Source organism: Sphingobacterium deserti (assembly GCF_000757725.1).
GTDB lineage: Bacteria > Bacteroidota > Bacteroidia > Sphingobacteriales > Sphingobacteriaceae > Sphingobacterium > Sphingobacterium deserti.
The window spans coordinates 138,421-157,081 of the sequence record NZ_JJMU01000024.1 but is presented as its reverse complement, the minus strand read 5'-3'; the positions used below and the strand labels follow the sequence as shown (position 1 = coordinate 157,081).

The 18,661-nt window shown below is 39.6% G+C and carries 34 protein-coding genes; 5 read left to right on the top strand and 29 right to left on the bottom strand.

Annotated features, from left to right (window positions below):
* Positions 1-5: 5 nt before the first annotated feature.
* The 26 genes from DI53_RS07980 to DI53_RS07850 all read right to left on the bottom strand — a co-directional run bounded on the left by DI53_RS07980 (position 6) and on the right by DI53_RS07850 (position 13,176).
* Complete coding sequence (locus DI53_RS07980; protein WP_037497454.1) at positions 6-377, bottom strand: hypothetical protein; 372 nt, start codon at positions 375-377, stop codon at positions 6-8.
* Positions 374-832, bottom strand: coding sequence for a hypothetical protein (locus DI53_RS07975; protein ID WP_037497453.1), 459 nt, complete (start codon positions 830-832; stop codon positions 374-376). Before DI53_RS07975 ends, DI53_RS07980 begins: the two co-directional genes overlap by 4 nt.
* Positions 829-1,095, bottom strand: a complete 267-nt coding sequence (locus tag DI53_RS07970) for a DUF7352 domain-containing protein (protein WP_037497451.1) — start codon at positions 1,093-1,095, stop codon at positions 829-831. The genes DI53_RS07975 and DI53_RS07970 overlap by 4 nt, the downstream gene beginning before the upstream one ends.
* 45 nt (positions 1,096-1,140) lie before the next feature.
* Positions 1,141-2,124 (bottom strand): DNA cytosine methyltransferase, encoded by a 984-nt coding sequence (locus tag DI53_RS07965; RefSeq protein WP_037497449.1) that lies wholly within the window; start codon positions 2,122-2,124, stop codon positions 1,141-1,143.
* 47 nt (positions 2,125-2,171) lie between these two features.
* Positions 2,172-2,387, bottom strand: a complete 216-nt coding sequence (locus DI53_RS07960) for a helix-turn-helix domain-containing protein (protein ID WP_037497447.1) — start codon at positions 2,385-2,387, stop codon at positions 2,172-2,174.
* Complete coding sequence (locus DI53_RS07955) at positions 2,384-3,592, bottom strand: phosphoadenosine phosphosulfate reductase domain-containing protein (RefSeq protein WP_037497445.1); 1,209 nt, start codon at positions 3,590-3,592, stop codon at positions 2,384-2,386. Before DI53_RS07955 ends, DI53_RS07960 begins: the two co-directional genes overlap by 4 nt.
* Positions 3,589-3,792: a hypothetical protein gene (locus DI53_RS07950; protein ID WP_037497443.1), complete on the bottom strand. Its 204-nt coding sequence runs from the start codon at positions 3,790-3,792 to the stop codon at positions 3,589-3,591. The genes DI53_RS07955 and DI53_RS07950 overlap by 4 nt, the downstream gene beginning before the upstream one ends.
* A complete protein-coding gene (locus tag DI53_RS07945) occupies positions 3,767-4,201 on the bottom strand; it encodes a hypothetical protein (protein WP_037497441.1) in 435 nt (144 codons plus the stop codon). The genes DI53_RS07950 and DI53_RS07945 overlap by 26 nt, the downstream gene beginning before the upstream one ends.
* Entirely contained in the window at positions 4,194-4,457 is a 264-nt protein-coding gene (locus DI53_RS07940) for a hypothetical protein (protein ID WP_037497439.1), read from the bottom strand. Before DI53_RS07940 ends, DI53_RS07945 begins: the two co-directional genes overlap by 8 nt.
* Positions 4,458-4,537: 80 nt before the next feature.
* Entirely contained in the window at positions 4,538-4,966 is a 429-nt protein-coding gene (locus DI53_RS07935; RefSeq protein WP_131555201.1) for a hypothetical protein, read from the bottom strand.
* 48 nt (positions 4,967-5,014) lie between these two features.
* Entirely contained in the window at positions 5,015-5,362 is a 348-nt protein-coding gene (locus DI53_RS07930; protein WP_052072196.1) for a VRR-NUC domain-containing protein, read from the bottom strand.
* Positions 5,363-5,786: 424 nt separating this feature from the next.
* Positions 5,787-5,987 carry a hypothetical protein gene (locus DI53_RS07920; protein ID WP_037497434.1) on the bottom strand — a complete coding sequence of 67 codons (201 nt, stop codon included), beginning with the start codon at positions 5,985-5,987 and terminating at the stop codon, positions 5,787-5,789.
* A complete protein-coding gene (locus tag DI53_RS07915) occupies positions 5,974-6,645 on the bottom strand; it encodes a hypothetical protein (protein ID WP_037497433.1) in 672 nt (223 codons plus the stop codon). Before DI53_RS07915 ends, DI53_RS07920 begins: the two co-directional genes overlap by 14 nt.
* A complete protein-coding gene (locus DI53_RS07910; RefSeq protein WP_037497431.1) occupies positions 6,635-7,534 on the bottom strand; it encodes a hypothetical protein in 900 nt (299 codons plus the stop codon). The genes DI53_RS07915 and DI53_RS07910 overlap by 11 nt, the downstream gene beginning before the upstream one ends.
* Before the next feature lie 231 nt (positions 7,535-7,765).
* Positions 7,766-7,906 (bottom strand): hypothetical protein, encoded by a 141-nt coding sequence (locus DI53_RS20295; RefSeq protein ID WP_157836759.1) that lies wholly within the window; start codon positions 7,904-7,906, stop codon positions 7,766-7,768.
* 178 nt (positions 7,907-8,084) lie between these two features.
* Entirely contained in the window at positions 8,085-8,441 is a 357-nt protein-coding gene (locus DI53_RS07895) for a hypothetical protein (RefSeq protein WP_037497427.1), read from the bottom strand.
* A complete protein-coding gene (locus tag DI53_RS07890) occupies positions 8,438-8,752 on the bottom strand; it encodes a helix-turn-helix domain-containing protein (protein ID WP_037497426.1) in 315 nt (104 codons plus the stop codon). The genes DI53_RS07895 and DI53_RS07890 overlap by 4 nt, the downstream gene beginning before the upstream one ends.
* Positions 8,745-9,272, bottom strand: coding sequence for a nucleoside triphosphate pyrophosphohydrolase family protein (locus DI53_RS07885; protein ID WP_037497425.1), 528 nt, complete (start codon positions 9,270-9,272; stop codon positions 8,745-8,747). Before DI53_RS07885 ends, DI53_RS07890 begins: the two co-directional genes overlap by 8 nt.
* Before the next feature lie 23 nt (positions 9,273-9,295).
* Positions 9,296-9,667 (bottom strand): DUF3127 domain-containing protein, encoded by a 372-nt coding sequence (locus DI53_RS07880; protein ID WP_037497422.1) that lies wholly within the window; start codon positions 9,665-9,667, stop codon positions 9,296-9,298.
* A gap of 11 nt (positions 9,668-9,678) precedes the next feature.
* Positions 9,679-10,074 carry a hypothetical protein gene (locus tag DI53_RS07875; protein WP_131555199.1) on the bottom strand — a complete coding sequence of 132 codons (396 nt, stop codon included), beginning with the start codon at positions 10,072-10,074 and terminating at the stop codon, positions 9,679-9,681.
* Positions 10,075-10,239: 165 nt separating this feature from the next.
* Complete coding sequence (locus tag DI53_RS07865) at positions 10,240-10,812, bottom strand: 3'-5' exonuclease (protein ID WP_037497418.1); 573 nt, start codon at positions 10,810-10,812, stop codon at positions 10,240-10,242.
* Between the two features lies 1 nt (position 10,813).
* Complete coding sequence (locus DI53_RS07860; RefSeq protein WP_037497417.1) at positions 10,814-11,683, bottom strand: PD-(D/E)XK nuclease-like domain-containing protein; 870 nt, start codon at positions 11,681-11,683, stop codon at positions 10,814-10,816.
* Positions 11,684-11,685: 2 nt separating this feature from the next.
* On the bottom strand, positions 11,686-12,507 hold the full coding sequence (locus DI53_RS07855) for an ERF family protein (RefSeq protein ID WP_037497413.1): 822 nt from the start codon (positions 12,505-12,507) through the stop codon (positions 11,686-11,688).
* 6 nt (positions 12,508-12,513) lie between these two features.
* The gene (locus DI53_RS20290) at positions 12,514-12,675 is read right to left on the bottom strand and encodes a hypothetical protein (RefSeq protein ID WP_157836758.1); all 162 of its coding nucleotides are present in this window, start codon (positions 12,673-12,675) and stop codon (positions 12,514-12,516) included.
* 35 nt (positions 12,676-12,710) lie between these two features.
* Positions 12,711-12,848 (bottom strand): hypothetical protein, encoded by a 138-nt coding sequence (locus DI53_RS20285; protein ID WP_157836757.1) that lies wholly within the window; start codon positions 12,846-12,848, stop codon positions 12,711-12,713.
* Between the two features lie 4 nt (positions 12,849-12,852).
* Positions 12,853-13,176: a hypothetical protein gene (locus DI53_RS07850; protein ID WP_131555197.1), complete on the bottom strand. Its 324-nt coding sequence runs from the start codon at positions 13,174-13,176 to the stop codon at positions 12,853-12,855.
* 543 nt (positions 13,177-13,719) lie between these two features.
* On the opposite strand from DI53_RS07850, the gene DI53_RS19565 reads away from it, so the two are divergent.
* The 3 genes from DI53_RS19565 to DI53_RS07830 are packed head-to-tail and all read left to right on the top strand — an operon-like array spanning position 13,720 to position 15,334.
* Positions 13,720-14,568 (top strand): S24 family peptidase, encoded by an 849-nt coding sequence (locus DI53_RS19565; protein ID WP_052072193.1) that lies wholly within the window; start codon positions 13,720-13,722, stop codon positions 14,566-14,568.
* Positions 14,568-14,963 carry a hypothetical protein gene (locus tag DI53_RS07835; protein WP_037497407.1) on the top strand — a complete coding sequence of 132 codons (396 nt, stop codon included), beginning with the start codon at positions 14,568-14,570 and terminating at the stop codon, positions 14,961-14,963. Before DI53_RS19565 ends, DI53_RS07835 begins: the two co-directional genes overlap by 1 nt.
* A complete protein-coding gene (locus DI53_RS07830; protein ID WP_037497404.1) occupies positions 14,960-15,334 on the top strand; it encodes a helix-turn-helix domain-containing protein in 375 nt (124 codons plus the stop codon). The genes DI53_RS07835 and DI53_RS07830 overlap by 4 nt, the downstream gene beginning before the upstream one ends.
* On the opposite strand, the gene DI53_RS07825 is transcribed toward DI53_RS07830, so the two are convergent.
* Entirely contained in the window at positions 15,335-16,612 is a 1,278-nt protein-coding gene (locus DI53_RS07825) for a site-specific integrase (protein ID WP_037497401.1), read from the bottom strand.
* Positions 16,613-17,021: 409 nt separating this feature from the next.
* Here DI53_RS07825 and DI53_RS07820 point away from each other — a divergent pair, with 409 nt between their 5' ends.
* Positions 17,022-17,270, top strand: coding sequence for a hypothetical protein (locus DI53_RS07820; RefSeq protein ID WP_037497399.1), 249 nt, complete (start codon positions 17,022-17,024; stop codon positions 17,268-17,270).
* A gap of 74 nt (positions 17,271-17,344) precedes the next feature.
* Positions 17,345-17,668, top strand: coding sequence for a PIN domain-containing protein (locus DI53_RS07815; protein ID WP_275041038.1), 324 nt, complete (start codon positions 17,345-17,347; stop codon positions 17,666-17,668).
* On the opposite strand, the gene DI53_RS20735 is transcribed toward DI53_RS07815, so the two are convergent.
* Both DI53_RS20735 and DI53_RS07810 read right to left on the bottom strand, forming a co-directional pair.
* Positions 17,643-17,705: a hypothetical protein gene (locus DI53_RS20735; RefSeq protein ID WP_420804744.1), complete on the bottom strand. Its 63-nt coding sequence runs from the start codon at positions 17,703-17,705 to the stop codon at positions 17,643-17,645. The genes DI53_RS07815 and DI53_RS20735 overlap by 26 nt on opposite strands.
* Before the next feature lie 15 nt (positions 17,706-17,720).
* Positions 17,721-18,647: a flavin reductase family protein gene (locus DI53_RS07810; RefSeq protein WP_037497397.1), complete on the bottom strand. Its 927-nt coding sequence runs from the start codon at positions 18,645-18,647 to the stop codon at positions 17,721-17,723.
* Positions 18,648-18,661: the final 14 nt, after the last annotated feature.

Below are 18,661 nucleotides of genomic sequence, written 5' to 3'. Positions count from 1 at the left end.
CTAATTTATCGCTTCACCTCCAATTCTTTTCCTGTAAGCGCGAAGAATAGGTTTTGAAGTTGGTGGAGGTGTCTCACATACCGTAATGATTCACCAAAAACTATTGCATCAGGAATCTCGAAATCACTCATGTCAATTTGAAGTGTACAGTCCGATATTTTGTAAGTGTCGCTATCTATATCGTAGAAAAACCCACACTTAAAAAGTATTTCCTCTGTTAAAGGGATGGGTGTGATATCTTCAAAAGTGGGATAGTCGAAAGTAACACAATTTTTAAAAGTAATCCCTTCATCAGATATAGAATTGATTATAACTTCATTTCCAATTTCAACGGAGTGTACGAAGTTCCCTATCCTTAAATCGTTTGCTTGTATCATATCTTAACAAAAATTTGAGGGTTAGACCATAATTTAAGTTCCCATTCAAGCCATTCAGAAAAACGATGTCTATCATCATTGCTTATAGGATTCTCCATCACCACCCCGTTAGCTCTTAGGAGAGATAGGCCGGATTCTGTGGCTGTTTTGTAACAAAAAAGATTTGGTGGCATTACGCCTTTAGCATAATTGGCAAATAACCCCGAATGAATACCTTGATCCACAATTCCTATATATTCTTCTTCAGTTAAATAGTTTCCTATCGATTTATATTCATCAGGATTAGGAATACCTTTAGATATTAAATGTTTTTTAGCTTGCTTGACTGCTGAAATTGGATCATCGTACATAAACCATTCTTCAGCTAGTAATTCGTCCACAGTAGTTTCTTGTTCCCCCGGTAAATCCACAACGACTATCGTTGCCTTGCCTGTGGTTATGGTTACTTGTTTCATTTCAAAAGTTTGTAAAAGTGAAAAACTAGACCGTTAAGAAACTGAACTGTATCGATGTATTCTAAATGCTTATCGGGGATATCCCACCCTGTGCCGAACATGAGAATGGTTACAGATTCTACATGATTTATCATTGGGTCAATTTCAGCCCATAAAGATATTCTGTCATCTTGAATCTGTATAGACCTGATCAATGCTCCGGCAGGCATCTCTAAAGTTTGCGATTCTAAAGCTTTTAATGTGTACTTGTATACTCTCTTCATTTCAATAATTTTAAGATAGGACGGCTATACAACCGCCCTGAGTGATTAACGATTTAATTCGATTTCCTCTATCCCTTTGAATATTTCATATGCCACCTGAGGCACTATAGCGTTTCCATATCCTTTGATGCTTTCTGCTCTCCACTTAGGAAAGGTAATTCCGTCCAATCCGGTGGGAAGCCCATCATCTCGGCCACAAACTGCGGGTTGAGTTGGGAAGTTTGTCCAATTCTGTTTAGAAATTCCGTTAAACCGGGTCCTCGAGAATGATTCATCCTTTTCTTTAAAGCCTTTGATTCCTTTGAAAATCCTCCCTTGGAATCCTGCGCTTTCGGTGTCGGTAGCATTCCTTTGTATGCATAATCCTTCAGATCGCCTCTCCAACTTCCCCGCTGTTCCGGATTCCGATTCCCAGTTTTCAACCTCAAATTTCTCCCTTTGCCGTTCGAATCTACAGCCTGAGGCGTAGGCAACAAACCAGATCCTATCTCTTCTGTGTGGCGCACCGACGGCACAAGCTGGAATAATAATCGGCTGGACGGAATATCCGAAGTTTTCAAGATCCCGGCAAACTGTCTCGACAACATATTGTTGGTACTCCTGTACAGTTTTACTGTCGATTTCCCCTTGTAGATTGGTTTGGCTTTCCATATCAGTTTCGTCAATCTCGGGTTGTACCATACTGACGAGGCCAGCAACATTTTCACCAATAACCCAGCGGGGTCTGATTTCGTCAATAGCTCGGAGCATTTCAGGCCAGAGGTAACGGTCATCTTCCGCGCCTTTTCGCTTTCCTGCAAGGCTAAATGGTTGGCAAGGGAATCCTCCGGAAAGAACGTCGATTGTTCCTCGGTAAATAGTGAAGTCTGTTGTTTTGATATCTTCATAGCTGTCTGCATTTGGCCAGTAGTGTTTTAAAATCTTTTGTCCGAATGGGTTTATCTCGCAATGGAATACATTATTCCATCCCATCCACTGCGCGGCTAAGTCGAAACCGCCTATCCCGCTGAATAATGATCCGTGGTTCATGTTTTTAAGTTTAAACACGTGTGTTATCACGTATATCGATGATAATTCTAAATATCTTCGAATTCGATGATATTAGAATTTTTGCTTTGAAGGATGATGGAAATTCCCTCGCGACCTCTATATCCCAAATACTCGACATACCACCTAGAAACTGTTGCAATGGAGCAACCAAAGTGTTGCGAAACTGTTGCAAGGGTGTTTCCCGCATGCAACAGTTCCATGGCCGCGGCTCTCGTCTCTAGGGGGTAGGTGTGGTTGTTCATACTATATCTATGAATAAATCCGGTTGCGCCGATCCATCGTTAAATCTTTGCAGAAATGGTTCGTCTCCTTTCTTCTCCGTTCCATCCCAACCCTGCGGCCAAGTGTTATTGCTGATCATCCGGCGAATAGCTGATTCCTCTTGAGTGTTGATTAGAGAGATAGTAGGCTTTCCTTCTTGTTCGGCAATTGTATTGATATCAGTTTCGATATCTTTAATATACTGCAAACCCCATAATCGAGCTTCGAATGTCAGCGGGCCCATTCTATTTTGATTCTTTGCTAACTCACCATCTTTCTTGATCTGAAGTTCTGTTTTACGAAGTCTGTTATGTGGCTTCTTTAGTTCAGCATACATATCTCTTAGTCTGAGGAGAGGCGCGAGATAAGACCAGTAAGGATTTTTTATTGTGAGTAGTAGTGATAGGTCTTTACTTGCAAGGTTACAACCTACACATCCAGTACGCGCATTCTTTTCTTCCGCTTCATCACCACCGTAGCTATCTGCAACTTGCTCCGTTTTCCAAGCTCCATACTTCGCCATTGGAGCGAATATTTTTAACCAATCCCATACTGAGCAAACGCGCCAGTGTAGAATCGGAGCTAGTTTATCACAGATAGAGTCGGGTGCAGTCAATTGATACCAACCTTGTCCACATTCAGCGCCATCCTTTCCGCAGCTCATCGAGATTCGGCCGTCGCGTGCAGCGCTTTCGCCTTGCCGAACACCAGTGATCAATAGGAACTTTTCATTCTTTGACTTGTATAGCCGCTCTAGATGTTTCATCATCGGATCGATTTTAAGCTTAGGCGTGCACCAACGAAAAGTATTAGATGGTGGAGGTACACCCTTTCCAAACATGTAAACAAAAAATCTTTCTTCGATAGGAGCAGTAACAATATCTACTCGGATAGATCGATTCCGTAACTGATCACAGATCAACATCGTAGACATCCATAATGGTGTCAGCTCCAATCTCGTGTCAGCTAGTAACACAGTTATTTTCTTAGGAGATTTTATCTGTCCTGATTCAATTAAATAGAGAACAAATGTGAGTGTGGCTGTGCTATCCTTTCCCCCAGACCATGCGAACACCCAGTGATCATATTTAGACCCATAGGCATTCATCGATTGTACTGTTAACTCCTGTTGTTCCTGAAATGTGCTACGCATAGCCGCGAACATGTTTAGTTGCGTCTTACTCATTTTGCGCCTCCTTCTTGCTTTTGATTTTTGGTGAACATCACTAATTGTGGTCGAGGTTGGTTTAGTTCCTCGATGTCGCTGACTTCTTCGCGTTCCGGCGCTATATCCCAAACACCAGGGGCGAGCTCTAAAGCAGGCGCTTCTACCTGCTCTAGGGATTGGATTACTTCGGGGCTATTCACCGGGTACCTCGCTTTCATATTCCGCGACAGACATCAGTTTATAGACCCGGCAAGGGTAGCTATTTATGTTTTCAGCTGCTTCGAAATCAGCCCCAGATTCAAATTTGCATCCGTTGCCATCAATGAATAAAAATTGTTCGCCTGTCCTTGTTTTTTCAGGAAGTCGGATTGGTATTTGGTCAATCCACTGTTTCTTACTTCCAAGAGTCATTACGAGCTTTCCTCGCAGCTGTAGATTCAGCGTGCCCTCAGCCTCACCTTCCAATCTAATCCCTTTAGCATATAAATAAGCAGTTAATGCTTGCTCATTACCAAACTTGTCCGTGAGTTCCAAACCGAACTTCTCATTAACCTGAGCGATGTCATTCCGCTCGTCCGTGAACATCGACATGAATAAGATGATGTTCTCTAATTGCTTTCTAGTCATGCGTGGCCTCACTTTCTAAAAGTGTTGGCTTCTTTGATAAATCAACCTCGATAATCGGATGAAAAGGTCGCAAAGAGTCTAAAGCTTCTTTAGGCCGTAGCCATATGTCATACCCTACAGCAGTTGCAAAATGTCTTTCATCCGGGGCTACATACATGGCTGGCAGAATACCTGAACTATCTACAAATAGATAGGTACTCTCATCCGTAGGCATAGCTTCAACTACGCTTACAGGTGTCATTCCTGTTATTTTCATACAATAATTATTTTGTGTGTGTTACTTTAAATCAAAGGTATAAAAGCGTTCTTATATATCCAAATTATACTATATAATTTTTATACTTTTCCGTTATATTCTAAATTCTGCAAAACTAGTTCTTTAAAGTCTTTGTAAAATTTAAAGTGGTGTCGCCCACTGATTATATAGTAGGCGATGTATCGTCTATTGATGCTTAAGCTTGCGGATATTTCATCAAGCTTATTCCTGCGAAGTTGTTCATGGATGCCGAAAGTGGCATAGAACGGGCAATTCAATACGTAGAATATGTATACAACAGCACGATGTATATCCACGACATGGCGTGGTGTACGAGTCAAATGAGCCGATTTTTCAGTCGGAACCTTCACTTTTGTGACCGCTTCATATCCGTCAATTACTTGCTGAGCGGAATAATCCTTTCTCGATTCTTCGCTAATTTTCTCAAATAGCGAATCGATGTGCCCAGCTAGATGGCTTGCAATTGCAGCGAGTATTTTAAGCTTCATTTTTTCGGCAACCATATAGAATATAATTTGTATAACTTTTAGTTATATCTAAGAGCACATAAATCTATCCACAGCGGAAATGAACTGATCCAAACTACGGCAAATGATTACTTTGTGCTTCAATGATCGCAAAACGCAATGTACTGCATCCTGTTTATCGCTGGTCTCGCTATTCTTTCGCTGAGTTTTCATTTCAATAAAGAGTATATCTCCCTTCTTAATGACCTGCAGATCCGGAAAGCCCGCTTTCAATCCCATTCGCTTAAGTCGACCGCCGGTCCGAGCATTACGCCTTCCCTCGTTCGGAATAGATACGATTAGGCCTAATCCCCTATTTTGGTACTTTAGCGTGAACCAGTCTACACAGGCTTTTTGTATTTCGCTCTCCGCCCCCATCAGATCCTACTTATCGAAAACCCATTTTCTTTTGCAAAATTAGGATTCTCTTCTATGAAGTTGTGACAGTTACGGCAAAGCGCTATAAATTTGCTTTCGTCTGTCAGTAAACCTCCCATTCTCCCTTGTGGATGATGAACATCCGTAGACCAATAGGTACATCCTGACAATCTTGCCTTACATGTGTTGTTTTGCTCCATAAAGATACGCCTTTTTTTAAGATACAATACATTTTGAGCTGCTCTTTTTTTACTTAAAAAACGTATGGGCTTCGCTTGTTTCTTAGCAATCGTAATACCCGAGTCTACTATTTTCGATTTCTTGACGTCCTTTCTATGCTTCCAGTAGCAGTATTGGCATCGGGCCGCTGTCAATCTAGATTCCTTCGAGCAATCAACACACTTACCGATTTTCGCTTTGATCATTAGTTTAGTGATATTGTTGGAAGATCGCCAGATGCTTCAGAATTAATTTCCTCACTCGCGTTTCCAAATTCTAAGCGAAAGAACAGTTCAAGTCTTTCAGCTAATGCTTCCTTTTGCTCCTGGTTTAGTTTTAACAAACCTGTTTTGGTCGTTAGGATGTTGGGAAGTCTATTGACGATTTTCTGCTTAATGTTTTTCATTACTTTCGGTTTTAGTGATTATATTGTTAATTTTTCTTTCGATAAACGTGTCTCCTGTGTACCGCTTGTTTCCGAACACCAAAAATCGAACGGTCGATACCTGTTGCCCATGCTTCCGGTATAGATTGTCAAATTGCTTTAGGCATCTCTGGTGGAAGAGTTCGGCTTCTGTAGGCGTGCGTGGTGCTGAGACATTTTGTTGAAACGGCCTCTTCTCGCCGATCGCGTCTTTCAGCGCCTGAACCACATCGGGATGATAGCCGGAGCCGATAGGATTATTCTTAACCACCTCCTTATCTCGCGCAACTCTCAGCTTTTCGTACTCGTTCATTCTGTCCTGATTGTATTCTTCCATCTTCTCAAGTATTAGCTGCCCGTCCATTCGATCATAAAAGCTTCCGTAATGTCCTAGCTTCATTTTGTCGAAAAATAGCTTTAGATCGGCTAAATTGAAGTGTGGGAAGTATTGCTGTACCATCTGAACGGTTTGCGCTAACTGAGAGCCATTGAAAGTCTTACCGACGTTAATGAACTCTATAAAGTCGGCAAGCATATCGACAAGAAGTGCTTTAATCTTCGTGTCGCCGTAGATCGATTTTAACTTACCCACCGACGGTACATTAGATTTGATTGCCTGCACTGGAGTTCTAATCACCATTGATGATAATTGACTTTGCAAGGCCTCTAAGGTTGGCCACTTCGTCAACTCGCTGTTGCCTGTTTTGACTTGTGCTAACTGCCTTTTGTCCTGTTGCATATTTTTGTTTATTTAAAATCCATTGATATTCGAATCCCCTCCAGCTGTATTCTGCGCATGCCTGAACCGCCATGGCTACAGGGTAGTTATTGCGTTCACATTCACTCAACAACTTGTTCAGTGCCGTTTCGGTGAAAGAAGCTTTCGCTGCAACCCGAACTTTTAGCCAGTCATCCACATGTTGAGGATCCGCTCCTTTCATGACTAGTGCCAATCGAAACTCTGCCTTTCCAAATGCTTTTTCTTTTTTGGCGGAACTTTTTTCTTTTTCATTTTTTTGATCATCTAGATGATCATTCTCAAATAAATTTTCTTGCGAGCCGGAAGGCGATGCACAAAAAATGTTTATTGGTTTATTGGTTTCATTGTTTATTGGTTTTATTATACTATCCGTGCTTTCTACTGTGCTTTGTTCCATGCTTTCACTTTGCTTTTGCTCGTGCATCGTAAGTGCTTTATCAAGTGCTTTTGTATGTGCTTTATCATTTTTTGATAGGGCAATTATTGAAGCTGTCCACTGATTTTTGGACGCTTGAACCACATTAACGAAGCCCCACGTAACGAGATCATCAAACGTCTTCTTGTAAGTGTTATAAGATTTCATTCCAAGAGCGGCCATAGTCTGTGAAGCAGGTGAAGCAAAGCTATAAGCCCACCCCATACGGTTATTTAGCTCTACGAACCACATGAACATCGCCGAATGGTTTGGATTAACCAAATGGTTGTTTTCAAAACAGAAATTGAACCAAGCCCTTGAAAGGGCATAACCGTTGCCATCTACATTTGCCATTAATACCTCTTTCTTTTATATTTTTTTTGCTAAAAGCGACAGCATTATCTAACCTCGCTTTTTCTGCCGATCAAATAGAAAGTCATCGTACTTGCTACAACGCCCCATATGAGGGCCATGATCGCAAACGTGTAAATGCCATCTCTTAAAGCAGATATTGCTACGAAGCAGAAGAATACGAGTATGCCGCCGCTAATTGTTACCTGCAGTATGATTTTGGATACTATTTGTCTAGTCATTAACTACCTCCCCTTTTAAACGGTCAATAAACTCGGTTGTTAACGGCTGGATGCTATGCTCACAGCGTAGAAACATCCTATCATTCACATAGATTACGACCTCGTTTAGTACTTCGGTTATTCTTCCTATCATAATGTGACCATCATCATCAAGAGTGACCCACATTCCAACTTTTAAATTTTCCATATGATACCTAAGCCACTTTTCCATGACGGTCGCATCGTCCCGGAAGTGGGCAAATATTATTAGAAAACGTTATCGTGCAATGCGACTGCACACCTAATATAACTGGCATAACTTACAGTTATACTTAGAGATCCAAAGAATCGTGATCACTATCTATTTTCGATTTAAATAGCTCCTTCAATACTTGATTGATTTCAGGGAGAGATGAAAGGCCAAGCTTAAAAACAAGTTCGATCAAGTGATAAAGCTCGGACTTTTCATCAAAAACATTTTCTTCCCGCCTTTCAATCATCCTGATGTTATCCACGGCTAGAGTCGTTTTAATAGCGCTAGCGCTTTGCCGGATCCTATTAGCATGATTCTTAATCGTACCTGCAGATCTAACAAACTCTAGCGAATGGTGTGTCAATAGACTACATACTTCCGATAGGTAATGAATTTTTACGGCAGTCAATGCACCGTCACCCTTTTGCTTTATCATCTTCTTTTTACTTTTCTGATGTCCAACTTACTGTAATTTTCGAGGTCTAGTTTTTTGAAATAGGTTCTCGATCCGATCTTCGTGTATGGAATTAGTTTTTCCCTTTTCCATCTATACAAAGCATTTTGCTTAATCTTCAAGAATACACAAGCCTCTTTAACGGTCAATAACTCTTCGTCTGATTTTGGAGCAGCAGGAGCACTTTCATACTTTGCTTTTAGTTCTGCCATCTCAATCTCTAGTGCCGAAAGCTTCTCTAAAATCAAACCTACGGCAACCGGTACCTGCTCTAGCGTTTTAATATCACTCATTGGTTTTAACACCTCCTTTCGGCTTTTTTCTTGCTGGCTTGGCTGCTTGCAAAGAGTTAGCTTCGGAAAGATCATCTTTCACAAATACGCCGCCTACCATCTTACCAGTCCGATTTGCAATAACATTGTAGGCTGATTGCGTACATGATTCAATCGTTTGATTATTCTCTTGGGCAACACGGTGCAACATTTCTTGTGCGCGAACTACATCAATAGTTACATCTTTGTTTTGGCAGATCTTCTTGAATATTTCAACGATCCAATTGATCAAGATAAATATTTTGGAATTGGCCAAGTCGCCGCTTTCTTTCGTGCTTTCGGCTAGCTTTTTCAGGATAACTAAAGTGACGTTCACGTCCCCAATCGCATCCACGATCTCTTCTTCGTTTTTTTGGACTAAAGCGGTAACCAATTCTGTAACCTCTTCAAAAGTCTTTGTTAACTGCTTTAAAGGTGATGAGCTATCGAAGATACCCTTATCCTGTGCCCAAGTGATGATGTTTTCGTTTAATTCTTTCATATTTTATGTTTCATTGGTGAATACTAGAATGGCAGATCATCGTCATCCGCGCTGCTTATGTCCATCGGCGGCAGATCGGCGTAACTAGGCGCGGTCTGCTGTGCTGGACGCTGAGCTTCCAACTTTGTAACCCGCCATGCTACAAGCGAATTAAAAAATGTGGTCACTCCATCTTTGTTGGTCCATGGCCGACCGCGAAGATTAAATGCTACTTGCACTTCATCGCCAACTCGTAGGTTGTCAAAGATCGAAACTCGATCCTGTGTCGCCTGAAAACTGATGTATTCGACAAATTGCGGATTTTCCGCGTATGCGATGATCAAGTCACGCTTTTTAAAAGATTCGCTTATCTGCTGCGTTCGATGTACTTCGTGTACTCTTCCTTTTATTTCCATGTGCTTTATATTTACGTTGTTTGATATTTAGACTTTTCAAATTCCATTTTCATGTATGAGATCATCGTTCGGAAACTCTCGATGGAATAGCTTATGTTTTTTGTGAACCGTTCTATTAGATTGTAATAGAAAAGTTCTTCTTTCGCTAATTCTGCGAATATCTGCTTTCGATCAGTGGCAGAATATTTTATGTATAGGCCGCTAACAAGTAAACTGGCTATTTTGGCATTGTACAGCTGCTCGGCCAATGCTAGAGCATATGAAGCGGTACTCTGAAGAGCGGCAAGCTCTTGTAACTTACCTAGGAGCTCGTCGGGGTTATCCCTGTCGATCTCTTGACTAATCGCATCACCAATCTGGGTAACTAGAATGATCAACTTTTCCAAGTTCTTTTCCGGATTTTCCATCAAAACGATCTTTTAATTGTTTTACGATTCCTGTTAATTGTCGGATGGTCACCAAATGTGTGACTTTATCCATTTCGCCTTTTACAAGGTTTTGCATTGCCCCGCTTTCGGCCTTTATTGATAGACTACTTGCGTTCTTTAGCAAACTATCAAGACTGCTTTGGATTATATCTTGCATAGCCTGTAATATGATTGTCGTGTCAATTCGATATCGTACATTGCATCATGCAACTTTGATTGATCGACTTCAATACCTAGCTTGGAAGCGACGGTTTTAAGTTTGAAGTCTGGCATTGTCGCGCGCTCGTCTTTAAACTTTTCCGATGCCATAGCACTTACATCAAGGCTATTTCCCCAAAACCATGAAAAGAAATAGTTATCGCCGCATTGTTTAAACCAGGCATTCATAAAGGGATCGTCAAAACCACTATTCCGAAAACCGCAAAGATGGAATTTATCTTTCTTATCAAACTTACTTACATATTTGCCAAGCATCTTTATAAATTGACCATATCCCTGGATCATGCCTGTGCCGTAACTTTCCAAATCTTCTCGAGTTACGTTGGCGATTTTCAATGCAGCGTCATCTATTACCGCATTTGGATTAGGTTTCATCCTGATATTAAAAGATTCTTTAGCGATACCATCAATGTCCACTACACCTGATAGTTGATGTATTCCATTCTTCCAGTACATGGTACCGGTCGTTTCTAGGTCGTAAAAAAGTATTTTAGCCATTCTAGTTTAAGTAAGGTGGAACATCCATTTTGTAAATCCCCTCTTCCGTATACGCTCTGTAATCGAAAGATTCATCAAAATTTTCCTTTTCCAAGCATTGCTTAAATTCAGTTACAAGCTTTTCAAAAATTGAAATACCCTTCATAACTAGATCTTCCATTAAATGATGTACGGATACTTCGCATTCCCGATCAACCGCAATGATGTAATAAGGAAGAACTTCGCCCACGGCGGTAGTATATACACCCGCTTGAATATGATAATTGTTGTAGATTATGTCACGCTGGAATTTGCGCGGATCTGCATCTGTACAAATTTTCAAATCAAGTATTACTTCGCCCAAACCGTCAAGGAATGACGTAAATTTAATCCCATCATGCTCAAATTCAATTTTATGTTCGGTTTGCTGTATTCGGCTAAGGATGTGTTTGGCCGCCCTATTGCTGACTACAGCATTCGCCATTCGTTTAGCAAGACGAAGTAGGTCTGATGAAACAAGTTCCTTATGCGGATATATCTCAGCCTGTACTGCCTTCCACTCTTTGTATGCCTTCGTTGACCTAGGGCTTGCGCCGCCAATTTCCTTGGTTTTCTCTTCATCCGTGTAATACACTTCTTCTACTGTTTCAGGCTCTAATACAAGTGCGTGAACCAGTTTTCCCAAAAGCATCGAATCAGTAGTCTCAAACTTCTTCATCTTGTAGTTGATAAAAGCGTTCGGGCTACGTTTGAATTTGGAAAGGGCAGAGTAGCTAAGTTTAGCTACCCCGCTTTTAAATTCTTTGATTAGGGTTTTTATAAAAAGCTGTCTTTTTTCAGCTTCGGTCAATTCCGGCGCCGCATGATGTGTTGTTAATTCAAATAGTGACATGGTTACGCTGTTTGTTTTTGTTGAGCATCTGAGTTAATAAATCCTTTCTTTTTAGCACCTAACGCTGTCACGAACTCTATATCGGTGTGCAATAGCTGATGGTCATCAAATATCTTCGAGAGATCTTCTTTACTACCTGCAAATTCTATTCGTTTCATTGCAATCAACTTTAGGAAATCTTTGTTTTCCTGCAATTTTGCATTATTGTTCCAAATCGTATTTAAGGATTCTATTGAGTCGGCTTTGCTGATCACTTTGGCTAATGTTGGGGCTATCCCTGCCGGAACTGATTCTTTTTGCTCTGCAGGTTTATCTGCGTTCGTTTTTCCCTGATTAGATTGGCCTTTGTCACCCGGTACTTGATGGTCGTCAGAATGCGTATTCTCGGCATCTTCCAACGTACCCGTAGGTACCAAAAATGTATATAGCAACGCGTTTTTTAAAGCATATGTCGTCGCTTTACCTGCTGATTTATCCTGCGTATCAACACCATGCCCATATCCTACTATTTCCATTGATTCACCGGAAGTGTGCATCAGCATATATTTGGTTTCGACCTCAGTGAAAACAGATTGCTTTGTTTTAGTGGTCGGATTACCATTGTAGGTGTTTGATTCTTCCCAGCGATCAATTCTAATTGTTGGGGCAATAGCAATTGGAAATAGTACCAATCCCTGCTTTTCCATCGCGGCACCAATAGCATGCTTAACATCTTTGTCAGAAACACCTTTGTAAGCGTTATTGCCGGAACCTACAGTCATCTTTTTTTCGATGTTCTTGACTTCTGACATTACAGCTAGAACGGCTTTTACTAAGTTTTTCATAGCTGATTAGAATTTGAAATAAACGGATCCTAGAATTACGGTCAATAGAAATAGCATAATGGCTACAAGCTGCAGAAAGAATAAAATCATTTCATAGATCACTGCCCTTTCAACGGATGATAGATTTTCCTCTACCAAACTGTTTAGATAATTGAATACATTTTTCATTTTGTGTGTGTTACTTTTTATAATTAATATACTTCTTAGTTATATTTCAAAAACTGGCTTTGGATCGAACTGATATCTTGATGATCAAAAAAGTCTTCATATATCACTTCCACCCCATCAACAATATTTATAAAGATCACTTCGATTCCGTGAGGAACTAGTTTGTAGATCATGTGATCATACTTTAGAATACTCATACTGAATAATTATTTCTTGAGCAGCCTCAAGCGCAGCTAATTCGGCCTTCTCTCTATCAAAATACTCGTTTGTCGGCTCAATAACCGCTTCTTCAATAATTGGCGAATCCCATCCACCGACTATTCGATCCACACCTTGAGACACATACTCTACTTTTACTGATATCAATGATTGATCTTCGTAAAATCCATCATTGTATAACTCGACGGGAACAAAAAAAGCTGTAAGTCCTAAATCGTCACATTCGTGGTCGATAAAAACAAAATCCTGATTGCTGCCATTAATTACTGTCAAATTTTCCATACCTTTGATCTGTGTTAATACATACACCTTTATGGTGTGTGTTACTTTTAGCCCTGCTACAACAGGGCTTTTTGTTATTCGATAGTCAAAGATACAACTAAATACAATTAGATACAAGTTTAATTGCTTTTTTATTTTCCCCAGTCCTATTAGCTTTGACTAGATGTTGACATTTTGGCCGTATTATCATTGATTATCGCTTCTTTAAAACATTCCTACGCCAAACCTTTACATAGCCGCCATCCACTTTAGTTCGAAATCTTATATCAGGAAATTCTTTCTTCAAAAGCTGGATTGTATTACGTATAGACTGTTTTTTGGTTTCTGATAGTTGTAAGCATTGTTTTTCCGGAACCAACGATAAAAGACTCTCCCTCATGGTCAGTTGTATATTTTTGTCTAAAATTTCCATAAATGGCAATTAGGTACTATATTTGTTTAATACTGTTGTAAAATAAGTTATATGCGATTGTATTATTTGATACAACAAAAATACAATTGCATACAATTTTAAACAAATATAATTGTATATAGTTTTCCACAATGCTTCAAAATTTAAAGACCGCCATCCGAGAAAAGTTCGTCATGCAAAAGCTGGCAGCCGAAGCACTCGAGATGAATGCCGGAAATCTTACAAAGCTAATTAAGTCGACTCCGGAGGAGGCCGGTAGGATGAGAAACGAGACTATTTCCAAATTGGAAAGAGTTTTTTCGGAATACAATATCGAATGGATATTGGGACGATCGGAGATAAAATACAAAGAGGATGCGGAATTATCCCAAAGCGCCTCAGGACAAAATTCTTATAGCAAAATGCCCAACCCACAAGGTTCGGGCTTTTTACTTACAAATGGTAAAGGTTTAGGAGCTATTGCTGATGATGAGATGGCAATGTTCGATGATGAAGGCAACACTAAATTTTATGAAATTTCACCGGGGGTATACAGAATGAAAGTTCCGCTAGTGCCAGAAACCGCCAAAGCTGGATATCTCACAGGATTTGCAGACGCGGAGTACCTGGAAGATCAGGAATACATAGTTACAACAGTTTACAAGTATCACAAGGGCAAGTATAGGGCATTTCGTGTTATCGGAGATAGTATGGACGTGGATCGCCGTACTACCTTTGTCCACGGAGATGTAATCATAGGCCGCGAGCTGAAAAAGGAACTTTGGAACTCCCGTTTCCATACCCATAAATATCCGTTCTATGTCTTTGTCACAAAGAACGACGGTATCCTGTTTAAAGAGCTAACATCCCACGATGTCGAGAAAGGAATTTTGACTCTGCATTCATTAAACGATGATAAGGATGCATTTCCGGACTTTGAGCTGAATTTGGAAGATGTTGCTTTGGTATTCAACATTGTAAAAAGAGAATCAGAAATATAATGGCATCATATTTTGAGAACGTGAAAGACAAAATTGATCTTTCGGAACTTGTTGAGAAGCATCTACAGGAGCGCGAAATATTTAAGGCAACTGGCGATGAAAAAGTATTTTTGGTGTCAGGAAAACAACAACGCCCAAGCAGGACCAGATTAGTAACGGTTAATGTGCTGGCCGCTCTTAAAGACACCGAAACCGGAAGCACTGAGGGGGTTTTAAACATTAACATTCAAGATCACGATACACTGTGGATAGAATACATCGGAGAATATATTCAGTTGATAATGGATGAATCGATCGTTTCAAATTACCGCTTGACCTATAACAATGAACATTTATTCAAAGTGGCAGACGGCTTGTATTTTAAAAATCTAAAATTTAATTTCTCTAAGATATGAGTGGAGATAAAGAGCTTAATTTTAAATCGGAAGCTGCTCGATTGGTTAAATTTCGCAAAAAGTATCAAATATCTCAAGTTGATCTAGCGGAATTGCTAGGAACTAAACAACCTTACATTAGTCGAGTCGAAAAAGGTGAGAGCCCATTGATGTTTCATCATTTGCGGATCCTTCGGAACAAGTATAAATTTAACATCAACTGGTACTGTACAGGGCAAGGTACAATGATATCTGGCGAGGAAGATAAATCGACGTTGGTAGCTGATATCACCACAGTCAAAAAAGACTACGAAGATCTTAGCAAGCAATACGACGAACTGAAAAAGATAGTCTACAAGCTGGTACGCGATGTCTATGATAAAGGCGAATAATTAAAGATCTAACTTATCCATCCATTCAGCTAACAAGCGTGATTTATCTTCGTTAGTTGCTCGTATGTATTTTAAGAAAGATTCTTCTGTTTTATGTCCTGTGGCACTCATTATCAAAAGTGACGGTACACCGGCAATAAACATATTGGTAGCGTAGGTCCTTCTCCCTGTGTGGCTACTGACCATAGAGCTAAGTTTAACTGTTTTCGATACGCCATCAACCTGGATTGTTATTTCTTTATCAATCTTTAAAGCTTTCGAACGGAAAATCTCTTTGATTGTTCGATTGAACTCTTGATTGCTTACCGGGGGCGGCCAGTTTCCATCATAACGGTTTAAAATGTCTCTTAGTTTTTTCATCACCGGTATAGTAACACGCTCCCCAGTCTTAGCCTGCTTAAGTCGTAAAAATCTGTCTTCTACATCCGTAATCTCGTAAGCAGAATAGTCGCTGAATCTCATACCGCTGTAGCACCCTATCAAAAATAGATCCTTCACACGGTTGTATCGTTCCTGAAATACATGAGCGTGAATCTTTTCAATATCTGAAGGACTTATCGATATCGTATCCGCTTCATAATCCGGTTTAATAAATCTAGTTGATAAATGACCCTTACAATCCGTAACTCCATATTCATTTGCTTCGTTCATCACCATTTTGATGTCGCGGATTCGTGTTGCGAACGTACTGAGTCGCATTGATTGCTCCTCGATGCAGAATTTTCGAAAGCTAGCATAAAATGAATTATCAATAGTGTCAAATGGTAATTTTTCAATATGCTGCTTCTTCGCGAATTTTTTTAATTGGAAGATAGTCGTCTCTATATTTTTCAGTGAGTCTGCTTTATATTTTTGTCCTTGGCGGTTTCCCTTTATAATCAATCGAAGACCAGACCTCCGTTCAGATACTACAAGTTCGGCATAGCTTATTAGATCGTGGGATATAAATTCTTCTGGATGTAATTCTATCTTATCTTTGAATTCGGTATCCAATAGCTTTTTGAGTTCGTCGGTACCGTAAATTCTGTTTTTGGTTACTTCATTTACGCAAAAGGATGCCATATCAGCGAGTACATCATTAACCTGGTCGGAGTACAGATAACTGTTTTTCACCGGCTTCTTCGTGTTGCTCTTAAAATAATCCTTATTAAAGAACTTCTGCTCGATACGGAAACCGGTATAATATTTTAGTCTCTTACCGAAAAAGGAATAGTATAGATATAACTGGCCATCCTTTTCGTTGGTCTTCTGTTGAAAATAAATCTTTGGAATCGCCATTTGCTATAAGTGAATTTTTGAAGTGCGTACAGAAACTGCGTACAGTTCACACGATATACAAAGATATAAATGAAGATAAACAAATACTAATATATTTAGTAAATATTCTTTTGAATGCTGATCTGTATGGAATAATGGCATATATAAATATAACCGAATATTATGGGATAATATTGGTTAGTACCTCAGCGGGGTCACAAAAAAGCCGTTTTTAGTTGCACAAAATGGCTTTTTGCATTTTTAGCGCTTTTTAAAAGCATGGTATTGCGGATTTGGAAACCTATAAAAATTGTGATCTTGATCATCTTCGATTTTGGGTTCTACAGTGCCAAATTTTTAGTTGACAATTTTGGCAAATCTATTATGAAAATCTTTTAAGTAACTTTGTTTAAATTAAAAGGAGGAAAAGATGAAAACAGCTGACTTAAATTCAACCCTGATTGACAGTTATTACACATTGCTAAAAAATCTTAGTACCAACAATAAATTAGAACTTATTGCTAGGCTTTCAAAGTCGATGAAGACAAATAAAAAGCGAGCGGAAGATGTTTCCCTTGAATCTTTATACGGGTCTTGGAAATCAGATGAAACCGCGGATGAATTAATTGCAGAACTAAAAGCAGCAAGAAGCTTTACACGTAAACGTGAAGAATTGTGAAAAAATTCTTACTAGATACTAATATTTGTATTTATTTTATCAAAGGGTAGTACGACCTGTATCATAAAATCAAATTGGTTGGTGAGGAAAATTGTCTATTGTCTGAAATAACGATAGCGGAACTCAAATACGGTATTGAAAACAGTATACATAAAGAAAAGAATCGGAGAAACATTGAAGCTTTTATTGCTAAATTCCATATCCTTCCCATCTTCCCCGTTCTCGACGTTTATGCCAAAGAGAAAGCCCGACTGAAAACCAAAGGTATGATGTTAGACGATTTTGACCTGCTTATAGGTACAACAGCCATTTTAAATAATCTTACCTTGGTAACAAAAAACACAAATGATTTCGACAGACTTGACGGAATTGTCATAGAAGATTGGACAAGCTATTAATAACTTTATCAGATTTTTTAAATATCCAAAAGATCATTATAAAAACTTTGCGCTACAACGTTTCATGGTTCCGGAAGTATCTCTCCATCAGCAAAACTTTCCATGCGTCCAATACTCGCCCATTCTCTAGTAGTACCTTTGCTTTTGCGTGTTGCTGTGTCGTTCGAGTATGTTTATCCTTGGTAGCATCAAAGAATTCTTTCATTTCATCGGTTTTACTGAAGGACTCAATTTCCTCTTCTGATGGAAGCCTTTCGACAAGTCCCAACAATCCCAAATTATTCCCGGTTAATACGTCTGAATTTTTAATCTCTTTAGGAAAAGCCTCTATTCCAATCCCCCTACCCGCGTAACCAGTCGGTTTGGAAATCGTAAATAAACTGTGTCTGTCTATCCTAGAATACCAATCGCCTCCTAAACGAGCCACCAAATCTATTTTATGAGGATCTATTTTTCCGTCGGCGTCCAAAATATCTTCGTCGATATGAATCCGCTTTACTTCCGCAATAACCAAATTACCTGCCCCGCCAGCTTTCCCTAACGATAGCACATCATTCACTACACACTCCAATTGTACGGGCGATTCCGCAACCCTTGGAGGCTTTATCGTTTCCGAAGCTATTTCTGTCAACCCTGCTTTCGAAAATTCATTAACTCCTTTCGGATAATCTATGCTCGTCAAATATGTCTGCTGAACCATGTCATAGTTCACCATATTTATAACACATTCAGGAACTTCTAAAACATTTTCCAGTGTATGCTTTATGCTGTTGTCACGCGCCCTGCTTGTTGGTGAAAAAACACATATGGGCGGGTTAACACTAAATACATTGAAAAAACTAAAAGGACTTAAATTAACCTGCCCTTTTTTATCAATAGTGGATGCAAAACAAATAGGTCGTGGAGCAATAGCAGCATGCAAATACCCTTGCACCTCCGTATGCGTTAATGATGTTGGATCTATCGTTTTTAGTTTCATTTAAATTGGCGCTA

Coding starts and splice junctions, on each gene's coding strand:
- DI53_RS07960 (WP_037497447.1), bottom strand. CDS start 2,387: ATGAACAACCACACCTACCCCCTAGAGACGAGAGCCGCGGCCATGGAA.
- DI53_RS07980 (WP_037497454.1), bottom strand. CDS start 377: ATGATACAAGCAAACGATTTAAGGATAGGGAACTTCGTACACTCCGTT.
- DI53_RS19565 (WP_052072193.1), top strand. CDS start 13,720: ATGCTTCAAAATTTAAAGACCGCCATCCGAGAAAAGTTCGTCATGCAA.
- DI53_RS07910 (WP_037497431.1), bottom strand. CDS start 7,534: ATGGCAAATGTAGATGGCAACGGTTATGCCCTTTCAAGGGCTTGGTTC.
- DI53_RS07810 (WP_037497397.1), bottom strand. CDS start 18,647: ATGAAACTAAAAACGATAGATCCAACATCATTAACGCATACGGAGGTG.
- DI53_RS20285 (WP_157836757.1), bottom strand. CDS start 12,848: ATGATCTACAAACTAGTTCCTCACGGAATCGAAGTGATCTTTATAAAT.
- DI53_RS07950 (WP_037497443.1), bottom strand. CDS start 3,792: ATGAAAGCGAGGTACCCGGTGAATAGCCCCGAAGTAATCCAATCCCTA.
- DI53_RS07915 (WP_037497433.1), bottom strand. CDS start 6,645: ATGGTGATTAGAACTCCAGTGCAGGCAATCAAATCTAATGTACCGTCG.
- DI53_RS07890 (WP_037497426.1), bottom strand. CDS start 8,752: ATGAGTGATATTAAAACGCTAGAGCAGGTACCGGTTGCCGTAGGTTTG.
- DI53_RS07865 (WP_037497418.1), bottom strand. CDS start 10,812: ATGGCTAAAATACTTTTTTACGACCTAGAAACGACCGGTACCATGTAC.
- DI53_RS07850 (WP_131555197.1), bottom strand. CDS start 13,176: ATGGAAAATTTGACAGTAATTAATGGCAGCAATCAGGATTTTGTTTTT.
- DI53_RS07830 (WP_037497404.1), top strand. CDS start 14,960: ATGAGTGGAGATAAAGAGCTTAATTTTAAATCGGAAGCTGCTCGATTG.
- DI53_RS20295 (WP_157836759.1), bottom strand. CDS start 7,906: ATGATAGGAAGAATAACCGAAGTACTAAACGAGGTCGTAATCTATGTG.
- DI53_RS07935 (WP_131555201.1), bottom strand. CDS start 4,966: ATGAAGCTTAAAATACTCGCTGCAATTGCAAGCCATCTAGCTGGGCAC.
- DI53_RS07945 (WP_037497441.1), bottom strand. CDS start 4,201: ATGACTAGAAAGCAATTAGAGAACATCATCTTATTCATGTCGATGTTC.
- DI53_RS07895 (WP_037497427.1), bottom strand. CDS start 8,441: ATGATAAAGCAAAAGGGTGACGGTGCATTGACTGCCGTAAAAATTCAT.
- DI53_RS07930 (WP_052072196.1), bottom strand. CDS start 5,362: ATGGGGGCGGAGAGCGAAATACAAAAAGCCTGTGTAGACTGGTTCACG.
- DI53_RS07885 (WP_037497425.1), bottom strand. CDS start 9,272: ATGAAAGAATTAAACGAAAACATCATCACTTGGGCACAGGATAAGGGT.
- DI53_RS07880 (WP_037497422.1), bottom strand. CDS start 9,667: ATGGAAATAAAAGGAAGAGTACACGAAGTACATCGAACGCAGCAGATA.
- DI53_RS07955 (WP_037497445.1), bottom strand. CDS start 3,592: ATGAGTAAGACGCAACTAAACATGTTCGCGGCTATGCGTAGCACATTT.
- DI53_RS20290 (WP_157836758.1), bottom strand. CDS start 12,675: ATGAAAAATGTATTCAATTATCTAAACAGTTTGGTAGAGGAAAATCTA.
- DI53_RS07920 (WP_037497434.1), bottom strand. CDS start 5,987: ATGAAAAACATTAAGCAGAAAATCGTCAATAGACTTCCCAACATCCTA.
- DI53_RS07975 (WP_037497453.1), bottom strand. CDS start 832: ATGAAACAAGTAACCATAACCACAGGCAAGGCAACGATAGTCGTTGTG.
- DI53_RS07820 (WP_037497399.1), top strand. CDS start 17,022: ATGAAAACAGCTGACTTAAATTCAACCCTGATTGACAGTTATTACACA.
- DI53_RS07860 (WP_037497417.1), bottom strand. CDS start 11,683: ATGTCACTATTTGAATTAACAACACATCATGCGGCGCCGGAATTGACC.
- DI53_RS07875 (WP_131555199.1), bottom strand. CDS start 10,074: ATGGAAAATCCGGAAAAGAACTTGGAAAAGTTGATCATTCTAGTTACC.
- DI53_RS07970 (WP_037497451.1), bottom strand. CDS start 1,095: ATGAAGAGAGTATACAAGTACACATTAAAAGCTTTAGAATCGCAAACT.
- DI53_RS07940 (WP_037497439.1), bottom strand. CDS start 4,457: ATGAAAATAACAGGAATGACACCTGTAAGCGTAGTTGAAGCTATGCCT.
- DI53_RS07965 (WP_037497449.1), bottom strand. CDS start 2,124: ATGAACCACGGATCATTATTCAGCGGGATAGGCGGTTTCGACTTAGCC.
- DI53_RS07855 (WP_037497413.1), bottom strand. CDS start 12,507: ATGAAAAACTTAGTAAAAGCCGTTCTAGCTGTAATGTCAGAAGTCAAG.
- DI53_RS07825 (WP_037497401.1), bottom strand. CDS start 16,612: ATGGCGATTCCAAAGATTTATTTTCAACAGAAGACCAACGAAAAGGAT.
- DI53_RS07835 (WP_037497407.1), top strand. CDS start 14,568: ATGGCATCATATTTTGAGAACGTGAAAGACAAAATTGATCTTTCGGAA.